The sequence below is a fragment of the Haloplanus ruber genome (assembly GCF_024494725.1).
GTDB lineage: Archaea > Halobacteriota > Halobacteria > Halobacteriales > Haloferacaceae > Haloplanus > Haloplanus ruber.
On record NZ_JANHDK010000006.1, the window covers coordinates 78970 to 95710 of the forward strand.

Below are 16741 nucleotides of genomic sequence, written 5' to 3' on the forward strand. Positions count from 1 at the left end.
GATGCTGGAGGGGGTGTTCGCCCGCGCCGTCGCCGCCGTCCGCCGTCTCCGGCGGTTCGAACGCCGCGAGCTTGCGGCCTTCGGCCGCTGGATCCAGCACACCGGCAACTTCCTCCATCTGACGGTGCTGATCGCGGTCCCCCTGCTCATCGGCCTCGTGACGCTCATCTCGAACGCGCTCGTCGAACTCTCCTTTCTGCTCTTCCCGCCGCTTGCCTCCGGGACGTACACCCTCTTTTCGGACCCCGAGGGCCGCTATGCCTCCCCGTGGAAGTTCACCATTGGTCTCGTCGTCGGCGCGTGCTGTGGGTGGGCGGCGCTCGGTCTCTCGATGCCGGGACTCGCCGGGATGGCGACCGTCTCTCCCGTCAGCGCCGCCCTCTCGATTTTCCTGACTGGTGCCGCGACGTGGCTCCTCGACGTCGAAGAGCCTGCGGCCTTCTCGACGGCGTTGCTCGTTCTCGTCACCGACCAGGCCTCCCCCGAGGCGTACGTCGCAAGCGTCACCGCCTTCGGTGCCCTCGTCGCCGGGGTCTTCTCGGTCTGGCGCTCCCGCTTCTACGAGCGCCGCGCCGAGTACCTCTACGACACCGCGCAGGGCGACGATCACGTCCTCGTGCCGATGCGTGGTGACCCCGAGGCCGCCGAGGCGACGGTACTGTTCGGAGCGACCCTCGCCGCCGCCCACGACGCCGGGAAGGTGGTGTTGCTGGCGATTCTCGACGACGACGCCACCGACGACGAGGACGAACCCGCCGCGACGCGGGACGCCGCCGAACACCTCGAAGAGACTGCCCGGACGGTCCGGACGCAGGCGGGCGTCCCCTGCGAGGTGGTGGTCGCCCGTGGCGCGCCCGTCCCGACGACGGCCGACGCGGCGGCGAACGCCAACTGCGACCTGGTGGTCATGCCCTACGGGGAGCAGGATGGCCTCCTCTCGCCGTACGTCCAAGGGGTGTTCGAGAGCCGGTACGACGCCGTCGCCTTCCGGTCGACGACGGGGCGTTGTCGCTGGAAGCGTGTGCTCGTGACCGTCTCCCGCCCGGGTGACGTCGCCCACGCCATGCTCGATTTCGCCGCCCGCCTCGTCGGCCGTAGCGGGAGTCTGAGCGTCTGTACCTGCATCGACAGCGAGGTGGAGCGCCGGACCGCCGAGTCACAGTTGGCCAATCTCGCCGAAACCGTCGACGTCGACGTGGAGACGCGGGTGGCCCGAAGCGATGTCACGGCGTTTATCGGCGCCAACGCCGCCGCCTACGACCTGCTGGTGATCGGCTCCTCGGGCGACCGTTCCCGGGCCTCGCGGCTCGTCTCCCCGCCCACCTTCGAGCGACTGCGGGACGTGGACTGTGACGTGGCGGTCGTCGACCGTGGGCGGCCCTAAATCTCCTTGAGCAAGCGGTCCGCGACCGCTTCGGTGTCCACGTTGCGCCCGCCGAGCGCCGACTCGACGAGCAAGTGACCGCCGATACTCGCCGGGCTGATGACCGTATCCGCCCCTGCGCGCCGGAGTTTGTCGACGTTCTCGCGCTGAGTCGCCGCCGCGACGATGTGGATATCGGGGTCGAGGTGCCGCGCCGTCAGGATGGCGAACGCGTCGGCCGCGTCGTCGTTCGTCGCCGCGACGACGGCGCGCGCTTCCTCGATGTTGGCCCGTTCGAGCGTCGCCTCGTCGCTGGCGTCGCCGGTGAGCGTGTCGATGCCGCGCTCGCCGAGTGCCCGCGCCGTCTCCGCGTCCGGGACGACGACGAGGAAGGGAGTCGCTCCCTGTTGCAGTTCCTGGATGACCGCCTCGGTCAGGTCGCCGTGACCGAGGACGAGCACGTGATCGTCGAGTAAGTCGAGTTCTGATTGTGTCATCTTTCCGAGTGCCTTGACGAGTCGGGCTTCGATAGCAGGGGTCAACAGCACACCGAGCGCGATGGCGAAACTCGCCGTCCCGACAACGAGCGCCGAGATGCCGAACAGGCGCGCCACCGCCGTCCGCGGGACGATGTCGCCGTAGCCGACGGTACTGGAGGTGACGACGGCGAAGTAGACGGCGTCGACGAGCGTCTCGATTCCCCCGAACTCCTCGCGAAGCCCGTACGCGCCCGTGGTGATGTACACCTGCGACCCCCCGAGTGCGAGCAGGGCTGCCAGCTGTGTCGTCGAGAAGTCGACCGAGCGGTCGAAGCGCCGGCGGTTGAGCGCGACGGCCGGCAGGGCGAGCACCGACAACACCACCAGCGGGATGGACGTCTCGCTCGCCTGGACGAGCCCCTGTCCCGCCGCCACGACGAGGAGACCGAGCGTCGAGTACCACGCGGACCGCAACCCTCGACGCAGGCCGAGTGCGCTCCCGAGGAGGAGAAAGCCGGTGAGCGTACCGGTGAACCCGGCTGTCGTCCGCGCCACTGGCGGCACGAACGGGACGAGCGGCCGGCCCACGGGCGCACTCATGTGGACGATTCCCGTGACCATCGAGAGCGCCCCGGCCAGAAGCGTCAACCCCACCGCCGCCTGCATGCCGAGAAACCGGTCGCTCCGACTCGCGGCCATATCTACCCCCTCGCGGAGGGGACTGATAAAGGGCCGGTCCGCGCCCGGTAGCGATTTACGCCTCGGCGCCGAGACCCGATCATGGCTTCGTTCCCCGTCGAACTGCTCTTCGGTCTCTATCTCGGGGTCCTGACCGGTATCGTCCCGGCGCTCGTCTCGTGGGCCTTCGGCTTTATCTTCAAGTACGTGACCGGGGTCACGGTTCCTGCCTTCGGTGTCGTCGTCCTCGCGGTGGCCATCGCCGGCGTCAACGGGGGGTTGCTGGCGCTGAACGACCCGACGTTTACCCAGTCGGCAAACCAGGTCCGTCTGACCGTCGCCGTCATCGTCGTCCTGATGATTTCACTGTACGCGCACAACGCCGGCGACCGGATGGGCGCGGAGTTTCCGCGGAAGCTATCACTTCGCAAGCTGACCGAGCGCACCCTCTCGACGGACGTCATCGAACTCGCGGGCGGCCGGGGGCAGGTGCGCGTCACCGTCTCCGGGGAGGTGGGCGACATGGAGGGGTATCCGCCCGTCCCGACCGAACTCAGACGCGAACTCCACGAGTGGTCGGCGGCGTTCCCCGCCGACGTGCCCGTCGCCGAGTTGGAGACGCGGGTCGCCGACCGCCTCCGGACGGAGTTCGACCTTGCCGACGTGGCCGTGACGCTGGATGAGCGCGCACGGGCGACGGTGAGTGCGGCCCCCCCACTCGGCGGTCTCTCGAAGCGCATCTCTCCGGGAAAACGCGCCGTCTCCGTCCGTGGCCTCCTCCCGACCGGCACCGCTCGCGGCGACGAGGTGTCGATTGTAACCCCCGGGCGCACCTACCGGGGGAGCGTCGTGAGCCTCCGGAGCGACCGTTCCCACGACGCGGCCGGCGGGGGTGGGACCCCCATCGACCCGGGCGCCACGCCAGGGGCCGCCGTCCCGACGTCTGCACCGACTCTTCCCGTCGCCGATGGCGGCGACGGGCGGCTGACGGTCGCCGTCGACGCCGCCGGCACGGAGTCGCTGCTCGCCGCGTCCGTCGACCGCCTCCTCGTCCGGTCCCGCGGGACCCGCCGCGAGTACGAACTGCTCAGCCTGCTCCGTCAGGCCGGCGACCGGGTCCGGAAAGTCACCGTCGGCGACGACGGGCCGCTCGCGGGCCGGACCATCGGTGCGGCGTCGGTCCGGGACACCTACGGCGTGACCGTCCTCGCCGTCCGCCACGAGGGGTCCTGGCGGTTCGCCCCCCGTGGCTCACAGTCGGTCGCCGTCGGCGACGAACTGTTCGCCGTCGGGAAACCCGACGCGCTCGCGACGTTCCGGGAGGCGGTCGCGTGACGCCGCTTCAGGTGTCCGTGCCGGCGGTGGAGCCGACGCTGGTGGTGACGGCCGCTAGACTGTTGGCCTTCGGTGTCGGTGCCGCCCTCGCCGCCGGCGCCGCGGCGCTTGGCTACCGGTGGTACACGAAACTCCGTCTCCCGACGTGGCTATCGATCCTGCTGGGACTCTCGGTGGTCGCCCTCTATCTCAACACCGTCGGCGCGTTCTCCGACCTCCTTCGCGGTGAGACGTCCGTTTTCTCGCCGTCGGTCGTCGTGTTCAACGTCCTCTCGCTCGCCGTGGGGGCCCTTGCCGCCCCCTTCGGCCGTCTCGTGGGCGACCGGGTCGCCACCGACGTGTTCGCCGTCACCGGCGCTCGCGAACTCGACGTCGAGGTGAGCCGTATCGTCCGCTCGATGAGCCGGATCACCGACGTGACCCTCCCGCAAGAGCCTGCCGACATCGCGGACTTGGAGGGGTACGATCCCGTCGCTCTGTCGATCAAGGAGTCACTGGCGGGCAAGACGCTCATCTTCCCCCGCCGACTGACGATTGCTGATCTGGAGGCGCGACTCGTCACCCGCCTCCAAGACGACTACGACGTGGGACACGTCGACGTAGAGCTATCGGCCGACGGCACCGTCGAGTATCTCGCGCTCGGGAGTCGAGCGACGGGTATCGGCCCGACGCTCGCGCCAGGTACCGTTGCCGTCGCGGTCCGGGCCGACCCCGCCAACGCCGCCAGCCCTGGTGACCGTGTGCAGGTGTGGCGCACCGATCCGGAGCCAAAGCGGCTGGTGACCGCGGAGCTTCGGGCCCACGTCGACGACGTGGCGACCCTCGCCGTCGATGCGGAAGACGCCGCCCGTCTCGATGCCACCACCACCTACCGCCTGGTGACCCTCCCCGCGGAACCCCAGGCCGAACGGGAGTTCGCCTCGCTCTTGCGCGCGGCCGCGGAGACGATGTACGTCGTCACGGTCGACGACGGAAGCGACTTAGTGGGTCGCCCCGTCGCCGGTCTCGACGCCACCGTCGTCGCGGTCAAGGGTGCCGACGGCGGGATCGACACGCTCGCGCGGGACCGCACCCTCGCCGCGGGCGACGCCGTCTATCTCGTGAGTCGGCCGGAGACCTTCCGCCGGCTGGACGCGTCGAGTTCCCCGTCCGCGTCACCGGGTCCGGAGACGTAATCCTCTTGCCCGGGGGGACGCGAATGAGGACCATGCAGTGGAAGCTGTTCGCGGATCTCGCGGAGGTAGCCGGGGACCGAGAGATTCGTGTCGACGTCGGGCCGGGTGCGACGGTCGGCGACGCACTCGACGCACTGTTCGAGGCGCAACCGGCGCTTCGTGACCGGGTCCTCAACGACTCCGGGGCGGTCGCCGATCACATCAACGTCCTTCGTAACGGCGAGAACGTCGGTGCGGACGACGGCCTCGAAACGACGCTCGTCGAGGGCGACGAACTCGCGCTGTTCCCGCCGGTCAGCGGCGGCCGTTAGTCGGGCCGCGGGCGCGCGGTGAACAGCGTCTGGACGATGGAGAAGGGATCGTACACCGACTGGTGACACTGACAGTAGACGCCGTCGGCGCCGCCGAAGCGCGCGGCGCTGTCGGACTGCTTGTACCCTGGCACACAGCAGAAGTGGGTACACTTGTTGAGCCAGGCGATGAAGCCCTGGTCGGTGCTAGCTTGGAGCCACTCGTTGTCTTGGGCGGCCTCCTCGATGCGCGGACTCCGGAGCAACTGGATGGGGATCACGTCCTCGGCGTCCTGTGACCGCCAGGTCCCGGTCGCAGGCTTGCCCAGGCCTGCGGAGCCGATGCCGTTCCCCCATTCGGTGTAGTCGTCGAAGTCGTCGACGTGGAAGCGGTCGCCCTGTTCCTTGTTCGAGGACTGCCAGTCGTACGGCGGGGCCGAGTCCGAGTGGAAGTAGTTCTCACTCTCGTAGCCCGGCTGGATGCCCTGATAGCCCTCGACGCCGCAGTACTGGAACCACTCGGAGGTGTAGGTCGACCCTCCGAGGTCCATTTCGGCGACTTGGACCTGCCGGCCACCCTGATTGACCGTCTCGACGTCGGGCCAGATACCTTTGACGTAGCCCTCGTCGTCGATTTCCAGCGGGATCTGTGGCATCCCGCGGGGTGCCGGCCCGCCGGTGTTCTCGATGGCCCACGCCTGGGTGGTCCCCCCACCGGACCCTGGCGAGGCAGTCGCGCTGTTGACGGTAACCGTCCCGACGGCGCCGACGCCGGCGAGCGCCGAGCCGCCGACGACCCCTTTCACGAACCGTCGCCGGCCGCTGTCTTCGGGATACTTGTCGTCCGCGCTCATGTCCAAACCTTGGTGCGGGCAGTGAAAAGCATGACGAAGTGCCCGGCCACGGGCGCCGTTGGCCGAAAATACGGCCGTGTTCGTTCGCGACTCAGCCGTGCGAGTTGCCCCCACGCCACCGATCCAGGCGAAACGATTTTCATGCGCGCTCGCGCACGGTCGGTATGCCGACCGAACCCGAGACAGGGTACGACCCAGAACTGGGTCGGAAGTTCGTTTTCGTAACGGGGGGTGTTATGTCCGGGCTCGGCAAGGGGATTACGGCCGCCAGCACCGGTCGCCTCCTGTCGAACGCGGGCTTCGACGTGACTGCCGTGAAGATTGATCCGTACCTGAACGTCGACGCGGGGACGATGAACCCCTACCAGCATGGGGAGGTGTACGTGCTGAAAGACGGGGGCGAGGTCGACCTCGACCTGGGGAACTACGAGCGCTTCCTCGGTACCGACATGACGTTCGATCACAACGTCACCACGGGGAAGACGTACCAACACGTCATCGAGAAAGAGCGGGCGGGCGATTACCTGGGCAACACGGTCCAGATCATCCCGCATATCACCGACGACATCAAGCGGCGCATCCGCGAGGCCGCCGAGGGGACCGACGTGTGTCTCGTCGAGGTTGGGGGAACCGTCGGAGACATCGAGGGGATGCCCTATCTCGAAGCCCTCCGGCAGTTCTCTCACGAAGAAGACGACGACGACGTGTTGTTCGCTCACGTGACGCTCGTTCCGTACTCGAAAAACGGCGAGCAGAAGACCAAGCCGACCCAACACAGCGTGAAGGAACTGCGCTCTATCGGCCTCCAACCCGACGTGTTGGTCGGTCGCTGTGAGGACCGTCTCGACCCCGAAACCAAAGAGAAGATTGCGCTGTTCTGTGACGTTCCCACCGACGCCGTCTTTTCGAACCCCGACGTCGAAGACATCTACCACGTCCCCCTGATGGTCGAAGAAGAGGGACTCGACGAGTACGTGATGGAGCAGTTGGAGATTGCGGACGAGGCGCTGCCGGCGGACGAACGCGACAGTCGCTGGCGTGAACTCGTCACCCGGGAGCGGACGGGCGAGATTCAGGTCGCCCTCGTCGGTAAGTACGCCCTCGAGGATGCGTACATGTCCATTCACGAGGCGCTGAAACACGCGGGCATCGAGAAACAGGTCGACGTGGACGTCCTCTGGGTCGACGCCGACGAGATGCGCGATCACCACACCGAGCGCCTCCGCGAGGCCGACGCGGTGGTCGTGCCCGGCGGCTTCGGCTCCCGCGGGGCCGAGGGGAAGATCGAGGCGATCCGTTACGCCCGCGAGAACGACGTGCCATTCCTGGGTCTCTGTCTCGGCTTTCAGATGGCCGTCGTCGAGTACGCCCGGAACGTCCTCGGTCTCGGCGGCGCCCACTCAGCCGAAATCGACGAGGAGACGCCCTATCCCGTGATCGACCTCCTGCCCGAGCAGTACGACCTCGAAGATCTGGGCGGGACGATGCGTCTCGGCGCTCACGAGACCGAGATCGACCCGGAGACACTCGCTCACACGGTGTACGACGCCGAAGTCTGCACCGAGCGCCACCGCCACCGCTACGAGGTCAACCCCGAGTATATCGACGACCTCGAAGCCGGTAGCCTCAGGTTCTCCGGGCGCGCTGGTAACCGTATGGAAATTGTCGAACTCGACGATCACCCCTACTTCCTCGGGACGCAGTTCCACCCCGAGTTCCGCTCGCGCCCCGACCGCGCCAGCCCCCCATTCGTCGGCCTTGTCGACGCCGTTCTCGACACGGTCGCGGACGAACGGGAGGTGGAGGCCTGATGGTCGACGTCGACGAGTTCATCACGGAGGCAACCGCGGAGATCGAATCCGAGATTGGCGAGGAAAACGCCATCATCGCCCTCTCCGGCGGCGTCGACTCATCGGTCGCGGCCGCGCTGGCCTACCGAGCCATCGGCGACCGTCTCACCCCCGTCTACGTCGACACCGGGCTGATGCGGAAAGGCGAGACCGAGGCCATCCGGGAGACGTTCGACTTCATGGACAGCCTGCGGGTCGTCGACGCGCAGGACCGCTTTCTCGACGCCCTCGAAGGCGTGACCGACCCCGAGGAGAAACGCCACGCCATCGGCGAGGGGTTCATTCGCGAGTTCGAACGCGAGGCCCGTGAGGCCGACGCCGACTATCTCGTTCAGGGGACCATCTACCCCGACCGCATCGAGAGCGAGGGCAACATCAAGTCTCACCACAACGTCGGCGGCTTGCCCGAAGTGATCGACTTCGAGGGTATCGTCGAACCCGTCCGCGACCTCTACAAGGACGAGGTTCGGGAGGTGGCGCGCGCCCTCGACCTCGAGGAGGTCGTTTCGGAGCGGATGCCCTTCCCCGGTCCCGGTCTCGCCGTCCGCATCCTCGGCGAGGTAACCGAGGAGAAACTGACGGTGGCCCGCGAGGCGTGTCACATCGTCGAGGAGGAAGTCGCGGACCACGACCCGTGGCAGGCCTTCGCGGCCGTCATCGGCAAGGCGACGGGCGTCAAGGGCGACAACCGCGTCCACGGCTGGGTGGTCGCCGTCCGGTCGGTCGAGAGCCGCGACGGTATGACCGCCCGCGCACAGGATCTCCCGTGGGAGACGCTCCAGCGGATTCAGAGCCGCATCACCGGCGAGAACGACGACGTCGCCCGGGTCGTCTACGACGTGACGCACAAACCCCCGGCGACCATCGAGTACGAGTGACCCGAGCCATCCTCGCCGGCCCGGACGACGCCGGTCTCGGCACCGCACTGGAGAGCGAAGGGATCGACGTCGCCCACGTCGAGGGCGTCCTCACCGCCGACGTCCTCGACGATGCCGGCCTTGCCGACGCCGATCTGTTCGTCCTCACGGACCTCGACGAGGCGACGGCCATCACCGTCGCCAAGGACCGCAACCCCGACGTTCGGGTCGTCGTCTACAGCCACGACTCTCTGCCGGAGTTCGCGCGTGGCCAAGCCGACCTCGCGATGGATCCGACGCTGTTCGGCGTCGAGATGGTCGCCGAAGAACTGGCCTGAGAGTCACCTCGTCCGTCGACTCACGACCGGTCGCGCTCTCCGCGGTCGAGTTCGATTCGGATGCAGTTCCCGCCGGACTCACGCTCGTCGACCGCGACGGTCCCGTTCGACCGCGTGACGATCAGATACACCAGCCACAGGCCGAGTCCGGTTCCGTGATACAGCGGATTGAGTTCCTCTCCCTCGACCAGCAGTCGCGACTCCATCTCCGGAATCGGGTGGTTGCCGTCCTCGATTTCGATCTGGACGCGATCCGCAACCGTTTCGACGCGGACAGAGACCTCGTGCCGTGCCGGTTCTCCGTGTGTGATCGCGTTTCTGAGGAGTTCCTCGAGCGCTTGCCCGATCCGCTTTGTCGCGAGTGCGCCGAGGTCGGACGGGGAACTGACACGAATCGTCGCGGTCGGCTCCTCGGTTTCGATCTGTGCCACGGCGTCTCGCACCGCCGACGCGATGTCGATCCGCCTGAGTTCGGGGCGAGCCGACAACATCGTCGCTATCGCCCGCTCCTTTTCGGCCTTGTCTAGGAGATGGTCGGTCTTGCGAAGTATCTGCTCGGCGGCGGCCGTGTTCTCGTCGTCGGCCCGTAACGAGATGCCCTCGGCTCGGCCACGGATCACGTTCAGGTCGTTACGCAGGTTGTGTCGGAGCAGTCGGTCGAGGCGGTTCAGATGTCGCTCCCGCTCCTTTCGCTCCGAGATGTCGACCTGAAAGGTGGCGACGCGTTCGACGTCCGCGGCCGGACCGGTCACGGGCACGACGTACTGCCGCGCCGTGTACTCGCCGTTCCCCTTTCGACTGTTGACAACCTCCTCTTCCCACACCTCTCCGTCGCAAAGCGCCGCCCGCCGCCGCTCGGCGCGTCCCTCGTCACGAGCGTCCGCGTGCAACAGACTCGGGGTTTTCCCGACGGCTTCCTCCCAGGCGTAGCCGGTGATCTCCTCGAACGCGTTGTTGACGTACGTGATCGTCCCGTCCGGTTTCGTGAGATAGATCGCGTGTGCCGCACTCTCGACGACGCGCCTGAGCCATCGCAGCTCTCGTGCTTGCTTTCGTCGTGCGGTGACGTCTCGGATCGTTCCGACCGACCCCTCGAACTCCGCTCCGTCGTAGGGGAGAACACCCATGTGATCCTCACAGACGATTGTCTCCCCCTCGCGGGGCTGGATATCGATCTCGAAGGTGACCTCGTCCGGCCCGTCGGCCGAGAGGAGGCGCCGCAGGTGCTGTTCGCCACGCTCGATACCCTCTCGATCCTTGATCAGCGCCGGCGTGCTTCCGAGGAGCGTCTGCTCGTCGTAGCCGACCAGTTCGGTAAACGCGTCGTTGACGTAGGTAAATCGCCCCGTCTCGTCGAGCACGTACACGCCGTCGTTTAGCGCCTCGATGACTGTCTCGTAGCGTTCCAGCTCCGCCTTTCGCCGCCGCTGCTCCGTGACCTCACGCGTCGATCCGGCGAGATATTCGACGGTGTCGTCGATAACGACCGGCGCGAGCCGCGTCCACCAGACGGTTGGCCGGTCCTGAAACATCAGTTCTGTCTCGTACTCGATTGGCGCTCGTCGCTCGATGCACTCGCGGTACCGACGCTCGAGCTTTTCGGCTTGGGTTTCCCCCAGCGCTTCGCGCAACGTCTGGCCCTCGAACTGCGATCTGTCGACGCTGCCCTGTTGTGCGTACGCTGGATTGATCCGTTCGATAGTGAACGCCTCACCGGTCGTGTCGATGAGGAATCCGGGATCCTGGTCGTGCTCGAAGAAGGTATTGATCGTCTCCAGTTCCCGCCGCCACCGCTCTTGCTCGGTGACGTCTTCGAACTTGGAGAAGATGCTCCGGACCTCCCCGTTTCGGTCGGTGACTGCACGGTTGTGCCACTCACACGTGATCTCGGTGCCGTCCTTGCGGACGTTCCGATTGCGGACCTGTGTACCCCCGTCTTTCTGTTGGAGGCCGTCGACAGCCTCTCCCACCCTTTGTCGGTCGGCCTCTACGACGATGGTCTCCCACGACCGGCCTCGCAACTCGGCCTCCGAGTAGCCCAGTATCTCCTCGGCAGTCTCGTTGACTCGCTCGAATCGGAACTCGTCGTCCCACTGGACCGCCCCCATCGGCGACTCCTCGAAGAATAGGGCCAGTTGCTCCTGTGGGCCGTCGACTCGTCGCCGGCTGTGCTCGACAACCGCGTCCTCGACCGCGTCCGCCAATGCCGCAGCCGGCTCCGACGTCTCGGCCAGGGGAACGTACTCCGAGACGCCGACGGAAATCGCGCGGCGAGCGATCCGTTCGGTTCCGCGCTCGGGACAGAGCACGAACGGCAACAGCGGGTACTCCTCGCGGACGGCCGCGGCGAAGTCGAGGCCGTCCATCTCCGGAAGGTCGTACGCGGAGACGAGACAGTCGTAGCGGCTATCGGTCAGTCGGGTGAGACAGGCTTCGGCCCGTGGAACGTGCTCGGTCGTGATCCGAGCTCTCCGGCGGTCGACATCCACCGCGACGGACGCATCGTCGGCGACGTAGCCAACCACGATCCCCTCATCCATCCTACTGTATTTTGTGTTATGCGATATATTTATGCGGCTCGGTCGATGCACCCGCGCTGCCGCTGGTCGGCACCGCTGAAGCCGCAGCGTTAAGACGCGGGCGGCCGATCTGTACCTATGCCACTCGACCGACTGGAGGCGCTCGATCCAGCCCCCGAGGAGGTAGTGACGGCCGAACTGGTCGCCGACGACGACGTGTTGGTGAAGGCTTTCGCCCTCGGTCCCGGCGCGGAACTGGACCCGCACGAACACGGCGACAGCACGAACGTCTTTCACGTCCTCGACGGGACGGTGACGGTGATTCAAGGCGATTCCGCGGAGGATATCGAAGCTCCTGGTGTCGTCCACCACGACCGCGGCGTGCGCCACGGCGCCCGCAACGAGACTGACGAGGTCGCAACCTTCACCGCCAGTCTCTGTCCCCTGCCCGGGTCCGGGTGAGCGGCCCGCAGTATGACACGCGTCACGGTCACCGCCAACGCCCGCCTTCACTTCGGCTTCTGTAACCTGAGTCTCGCACGGGAGCGTCTCTACGGGAGCCTCGGCGTCGCACTCGACCGACCGTCGGTGACGGTCACCGCGTCGCCCGCCGAGACCGTCCGGTGTGAACGGGACTCGATCCGGGAGTACGCCGAGCGGGCGGTCGACCTACTCGGCGTCGACGGCGCGGCGGTGACTGCCGAGGAAGTCTTCCCCCGACACGTCGGCTTGGGGAGTGGAACGCAGTTCGCGCTCGCGACACTCGTCGCCGTCGCCCGCGCACACGACCAACCCGTCGACGTTCGGGGACAGGCCCCGGACCTGGGCCGTGGCGGCCGGTCGGGTGTCGGCGTTGCGGCCTTCGAGGACGGCGGGTTCGTTCTCGATGCCGGCCACCCGACCGCCCGGTTCACGACGGATCGGCCGGCGGTCGGACGGTGGTCGGTCCCGCCAGTCGCTGCCCGGCATCCTGTTCCGGACGACTGGCGGTTTCTGATCGTCGTCCCAGACGGCCCCGCAGGGCCGAGCGGCGACACCGAGGATCGAAGCATGCGCTCGGCCGTGGAGTCGGCGGCGCCGGAGCCGAGCGACCGCCTCGCGGGCGTCGTCCTCCGACGGGTGTTGCCGGCGATCACAGAGGGCTCGGCCGAGCGCTTCGGCGCCGCCGTCGCCGAGGTCGGACGCCTTAACGGCACCTGGTACGCGGACGAACAGGGTGGGGTGTACCGGCCGCCGGCCGGCGAACTCGTCGCCGCCCTCGACGACGACCCGGCGGTGTACGGTGCTGGGCAGTCTTCTTGGGGACCATCGGTGTACGGCGTAACCGACGCCGACCGCGCCGCGACGGCACGACAAGCGGGGCGACGCGCCCTCGAGACGGCGGACGTCGACGGGCGTGTCTTCGTCGCCGCAGGCCGAAACCGGGGCGCTGACGGCCCAGACTGACACGGCCCTCGTCAGGACGTCGAGACGGTGAACTTGGCGAGTTGGTACGAGTCGTCGCCCGTGACGGTTCCTGGGTTCACGTCCTGAATCGGCTCGGTGTTCCAGTAGATGCGAATCGTCACGCCGTCGGCTTCACCTTCCGGATCCAGATAGATGGTCTCGCCGGCCTCCCAGGTCTCGCCGATTCCGACCTGTGGCGGTCTCCCCCCGGACGATTCGATGAAGTTCTCTCGCTCGCTCGCGTACGTATCGTTCGCGGACTGTGAATTGCCCGGCGGGCCACCGATATCCAGCGGCTTCGACCCGATAACGTAGAGTTGGTTGGTCCTGACCGCGTCGCCGCCTTCGAGCGTCACCGCGACTGTCGCGTCGCCCCCGTCGTCGACCGTCGTGTGTGAGACGCTGATCCTCGGCGATGGCGGCGGGACGTCGCCCCCATCGCTGAGGACGTAGCCCGTGACAGTTGCGCTGAGGACCACGACGACGGCGACCAGCAGGACCAACCCGATGACCGCAGAGACACCCCGCGATTCGTCGAGAACTCCCCCCATGAGACAGACCTTTTCACGCACCGACATAAACCTGCTCGGTTGACATCGGGTGCCCGAAGGAGCGCCGCAACGACTAACCCCCGACCGGACCTACGGCGGGCATGGCCCGGGTTCCCTTCGGAATCTCCCGACTCGACTCGATCATCGACGGGGGCGCGCCCCCAGGGAGTGTCGTCCTCCTGACCGGGGAGGCGGGTGCGGGTGCCCGCGAGTTTCTCCACACCAGCGCCGCGATGAACGGCCTGTATCACGGCGACCGTGACGCGTTCGAACTCCACTATGGCGACGTGGAGGCGGGCGCTGAGCCGCCGCCCGAGGTCCACTACGTCTCCTTTACCGCCGACCGTGAGCACCTCGCCCAGGAACTCGCCTACACGATGGACGAGGACCTCGTCCGCTCGGCGGTCGAACACATCCACTTCCGTGACCTCTCACCGGAGTATTTCCAGTTGAGTCCGATCCCCCGAGAGTGGTACGCCGGCGAGGCCCAGTCGGTGAGTGACCTGGCGACGCGGGAGCGTCTCGAGAGTGCGCTGAGCGCCCTCGGTGACTACCTGGGCGAGCACGCGCCGGGCAACCTCGTAATCGTCGACTCCATCACCGACCTCGTCGCCGCGGTCAGCGACGACATGACCTGGAGCGACATCGCCCTGCTGATGAAGGGGATCCAGAAGGCAGCCTACGACTGGGGTGGACTCATCCTCTTGCTCGTTCAACAGGAAACGCTCGAACCGACCGAACTCGGCCACCTGATGGACGCCGCCTCCGGGACCATGCAGTTCGAGTGGGAGAGCGGCGGATCGAAACGCACCCGGACGATGTTCGTCAAGGAGTTCCGGGGGGTCCTCTCCCGCCTCGAGGATGAGAACATCATCCGCTTCGAGACGGAGGTCCACGAGGCCGGATTCGACGTGAGCGGCGTCCGAAAGATCCGCTAGGCCGACCGATACTTAAGTCACGCCCCGACTAGGCACGTACAATGGCTGGCGAGCACTCGGAAGCCTTCCCGGACGAACTCCGGGACTGGATCGAACGGAAGGCGGCCGAGCGCGACACAGACCCCGAGGCGATCCTCGCCCACGCCGTGGGAGTCTACCGGGCGCTCGACGCCGAAGTCGACGCCGCCGACGGGACACCCCCCGATTCCGATCCGCTCGATCCGGGGGTCGACCCCGAGCGAGTCGCCGAGATGTACGATCAGGTCGAGTCCCTCGACGACCGCGTCGCCGCGGTTGAGGACGACCTCGATACGAAGATCGAAGACGTCCGCGAGCGAGTGATCCAGGTCAAACGCGAGACCGACACGAAGGCCCCCAGCGACCACGACCATCCGGACCTCGACGCGCGGGTCGATGCGGCCCACAGTGCCGCCGAAACGGCCGACGAGCGGGTCGAACGCCTCGACCGGCGTCTCGAACGCGGCTTCGAGAACTACGAGGAGATCCTAGAGCATCTAACCGACGTCACCGACGACCTCGACCGGAAGGTCACCCGTCTAGCCGGCGCCGTCGTCGACGTGCGCTCGGATCTCCAGCGTGTCACCGCCGCCGAACACGACCGGGAGGCAGTCGACACCCTGCGGACGGCCGCCAACCGACACGGCGCCCGCACGGCGGCCTGTGCCGACTGCGGGGCGACAATCGATCTCGGACTGCTCTCTCGTCCCCACTGCCCTCACTGCGAGGCCACCTACGTCGACTTCGAACCCGCGACCGGCTTTTTCGCCAGCGCCACGCTGGTCACCGGTGACCGGCCCGCGCTGACTGACGGGACCGACGACCGGGCGCGCCCCGACGACGCCGCCGACCTGCTTGACGTCGACACGGAAACCGACGGCGGCGCCGGCGACGGGGGTGCTGGCGGTGTCTGAGGACGACGACGAGGCGGCGGACACGGGCGAGGCCGACCCCGACGACGCGCCCCTCGACGACTTGGCCCGCGAGGTTCGCGAGAAGCAGGCGGCCCGCGAGGCGACCGACGAGGTCGACCTCGACCCCACCGACGACCCGTTCGAATCGGTCGAAGTCCCCGAACTCGACGAGGAGGCCGTGTGGGCGGCGTTCGACGACGAGACGGAACGCGAGACCCACACGGAGGTGGGCGTGGGTGCCGACCCCGAGGTGACGCCCGACGACGACGAGGAGGCTGTCGTTCCGAAGCGGAAGTTCTGCCAGCGGTGCCCCCACTTCGCCGACCCGCCGGAGACGGCCTGCACTCACGAGGGAACGACTATCCTCGAGGTGGTCGACGCCGACCACCTTCGGGTCCGGAACTGCCCCATCGTCGCCGAGGAACGGGACGCCGCGCCCCTCGAATGAGCGGACCTTTGTGGCCGGCCCCGCTACCGTCGGTATGCAGTTCTGCGACGACTGCGGGTCGATGATGGTCACCCGCGACGGCGAGATGGTCTGTACCTCCTGTGGCGCCACTAGCGAACGCGACGAGGAACGCGCCGCCGAGTTCGTCTCTACGGAATCTCAGAGCGACGACGACCTGATCGAAACCGAGGAGGGTGCCGACTTCGAGGGGAAACCGACGGCCACCGACGTGGTCTGCGACGAGTGTGAACACGGTGAGGCGTGGTACACAATCAAACAGACCGGCGCCGCCGACGAACCCCCAACGCGATTCTTCAAGTGCAAGGAGTGTGGCTACCGGTGGCGCGAGTACAACTGAGTCTGCCCCACGACTGCCCGTTCTCCCACTCGTCGGCCCGGCCCGACAGTATATGTGTCTGTGGCCCAACTGAAGGACGTGAGTCAAGCAACCGACGACGATTCGACGAACGCACTGGCGGACGAACTCGAAGAAAGCGGCCTCGGACCCGCGGGGCTGGCGTCCATCGGTTCGGTCGCCCTCGCCCTCTACTACTACTACGTCCGCGGCGACGAACAACGCGGCCAGTTCGTCGGCCTGTGGCCCGGCACCATCCTCGGATTCGCCGCGTACCTCAAACTGTCACAACAGGAGCAAGCGGACGAACACACGACCGACACCGAGGAGTAA

General features: G+C 67.3%; 18 protein-coding genes. 14 read left to right on the forward strand and 4 right to left on the reverse strand.

Annotated features, from left to right (window positions below):
- The first annotated feature begins 1 nt into the window (after position 1).
- Positions 2-1384 (forward strand): universal stress protein, encoded by a 1383-nt coding sequence (locus tag NO878_RS16295; protein ID WP_256407024.1) that lies wholly within the window; start codon positions 2-4, stop codon positions 1382-1384.
- Here NO878_RS16295 and NO878_RS16300 read toward each other — a convergent pair.
- Complete coding sequence (locus tag NO878_RS16300) at positions 1381-2541, reverse strand: NAD-binding protein (protein WP_256407025.1); 1161 nt, start codon at positions 2539-2541, stop codon at positions 1381-1383. The two genes, NO878_RS16295 and NO878_RS16300, sit on opposite strands and share 4 nt — an antisense overlap.
- An 81-nt stretch (positions 2542-2622) precedes the next feature.
- Here NO878_RS16300 and NO878_RS16305 point away from each other — a divergent pair, with 81 nt between their 5' ends.
- From NO878_RS16305 to NO878_RS16315, 3 genes are read left to right on the forward strand one after another with little or no spacing between them, the layout of a single operon-like run.
- Complete coding sequence (locus NO878_RS16305; protein WP_256407026.1) at positions 2623-3855, forward strand: potassium channel family protein; 1233 nt, start codon at positions 2623-2625, stop codon at positions 3853-3855.
- Positions 3852-5030, forward strand: coding sequence for a DUF8167 domain-containing protein (locus NO878_RS16310; protein WP_256407027.1), 1179 nt, complete (start codon positions 3852-3854; stop codon positions 5028-5030). The genes NO878_RS16305 and NO878_RS16310 overlap by 4 nt, the downstream gene beginning before the upstream one ends.
- 32 nt (positions 5031-5062) lie before the next feature.
- Positions 5063-5341: a ubiquitin-like small modifier protein 1 gene (locus NO878_RS16315; protein WP_256407028.1), complete on the forward strand. Its 279-nt coding sequence runs from the start codon at positions 5063-5065 to the stop codon at positions 5339-5341.
- Here NO878_RS16315 and NO878_RS16320 read toward each other — a convergent pair.
- Positions 5338-6174 carry a Rieske (2Fe-2S) protein gene (locus NO878_RS16320; RefSeq protein ID WP_256407029.1) on the reverse strand — a complete coding sequence of 279 codons (837 nt, stop codon included), beginning with the start codon at positions 6172-6174 and terminating at the stop codon, positions 5338-5340. The genes NO878_RS16315 and NO878_RS16320 overlap by 4 nt on opposite strands.
- 164 nt (positions 6175-6338) lie before the next feature.
- On the opposite strand from NO878_RS16320, the gene pyrG reads away from it, so the two are divergent.
- The 3 genes from pyrG to NO878_RS16335 are packed head-to-tail and all read left to right on the forward strand — an operon-like array spanning position 6339 to position 9219.
- Positions 6339-7985 (forward strand): glutamine hydrolyzing CTP synthase, encoded by a 1647-nt coding sequence (gene pyrG, locus NO878_RS16325; protein WP_256407030.1) that lies wholly within the window; start codon positions 6339-6341, stop codon positions 7983-7985.
- The gene (guaA, locus tag NO878_RS16330) at positions 7985-8902 is read left to right on the forward strand and encodes a glutamine-hydrolyzing GMP synthase (protein WP_256407031.1); all 918 of its coding nucleotides are present in this window, start codon (positions 7985-7987) and stop codon (positions 8900-8902) included. The genes pyrG and guaA overlap by 1 nt, the downstream gene beginning before the upstream one ends.
- Positions 8899-9219 carry a DUF7126 family protein gene (locus tag NO878_RS16335; protein ID WP_256407032.1) on the forward strand — a complete coding sequence of 107 codons (321 nt, stop codon included), beginning with the start codon at positions 8899-8901 and terminating at the stop codon, positions 9217-9219. The genes guaA and NO878_RS16335 overlap by 4 nt, the downstream gene beginning before the upstream one ends.
- 20 nt (positions 9220-9239) lie before the next feature.
- On the opposite strand, the gene NO878_RS16340 is transcribed toward NO878_RS16335, so the two are convergent.
- Positions 9240-11759, reverse strand: a complete 2520-nt coding sequence (locus NO878_RS16340; RefSeq protein ID WP_256407033.1) for a hybrid sensor histidine kinase/response regulator — start codon at positions 11757-11759, stop codon at positions 9240-9242.
- A 117-nt stretch (positions 11760-11876) separates the two neighbouring features.
- Here NO878_RS16340 and NO878_RS16345 point away from each other — a divergent pair, with 117 nt between their 5' ends.
- Together NO878_RS16345 and NO878_RS16350 are read left to right on the forward strand one after the other, a co-directional pair.
- Complete coding sequence (locus tag NO878_RS16345; RefSeq protein ID WP_256407034.1) at positions 11877-12200, forward strand: cupin domain-containing protein; 324 nt, start codon at positions 11877-11879, stop codon at positions 12198-12200.
- A 12-nt stretch (positions 12201-12212) separates the two neighbouring features.
- Entirely contained in the window at positions 12213-13184 is a 972-nt protein-coding gene (locus NO878_RS16350; protein WP_256407035.1) for a beta-ribofuranosylaminobenzene 5'-phosphate synthase family protein, read from the forward strand.
- Positions 13185-13195: 11 nt separating this feature from the next.
- On the opposite strand, the gene NO878_RS16355 is transcribed toward NO878_RS16350, so the two are convergent.
- A complete protein-coding gene (locus NO878_RS16355; protein WP_256407036.1) occupies positions 13196-13735 on the reverse strand; it encodes a type IV pilin domain-containing protein in 540 nt (179 codons plus the stop codon).
- A gap of 101 nt (positions 13736-13836) precedes the next feature.
- Between NO878_RS16355 and NO878_RS16360 the strand changes: the two genes are divergently transcribed.
- The 5 genes from NO878_RS16360 to NO878_RS16380 all read left to right on the forward strand — a co-directional run bounded on the left by NO878_RS16360 (position 13837) and on the right by NO878_RS16380 (position 16741).
- Complete coding sequence (locus NO878_RS16360) at positions 13837-14673, forward strand: RAD55 family ATPase (RefSeq protein ID WP_256407037.1); 837 nt, start codon at positions 13837-13839, stop codon at positions 14671-14673.
- Positions 14674-14714: 41 nt separating this feature from the next.
- Complete coding sequence (locus tag NO878_RS16365; RefSeq protein ID WP_256407038.1) at positions 14715-15605, forward strand: hypothetical protein; 891 nt, start codon at positions 14715-14717, stop codon at positions 15603-15605.
- Positions 15598-16053, forward strand: coding sequence for a DUF8135 domain-containing protein (locus tag NO878_RS16370; protein WP_256407039.1), 456 nt, complete (start codon positions 15598-15600; stop codon positions 16051-16053). The genes NO878_RS16365 and NO878_RS16370 overlap by 8 nt, the downstream gene beginning before the upstream one ends.
- A 34-nt stretch (positions 16054-16087) precedes the next feature.
- Positions 16088-16411: a transcription factor S gene (locus tag NO878_RS16375; protein ID WP_256407040.1), complete on the forward strand. Its 324-nt coding sequence runs from the start codon at positions 16088-16090 to the stop codon at positions 16409-16411.
- A gap of 78 nt (positions 16412-16489) precedes the next feature.
- On the forward strand, positions 16490-16741 hold the full coding sequence (locus NO878_RS16380) for a hypothetical protein (protein WP_256407041.1): 252 nt from the start codon (positions 16490-16492) through the stop codon (positions 16739-16741).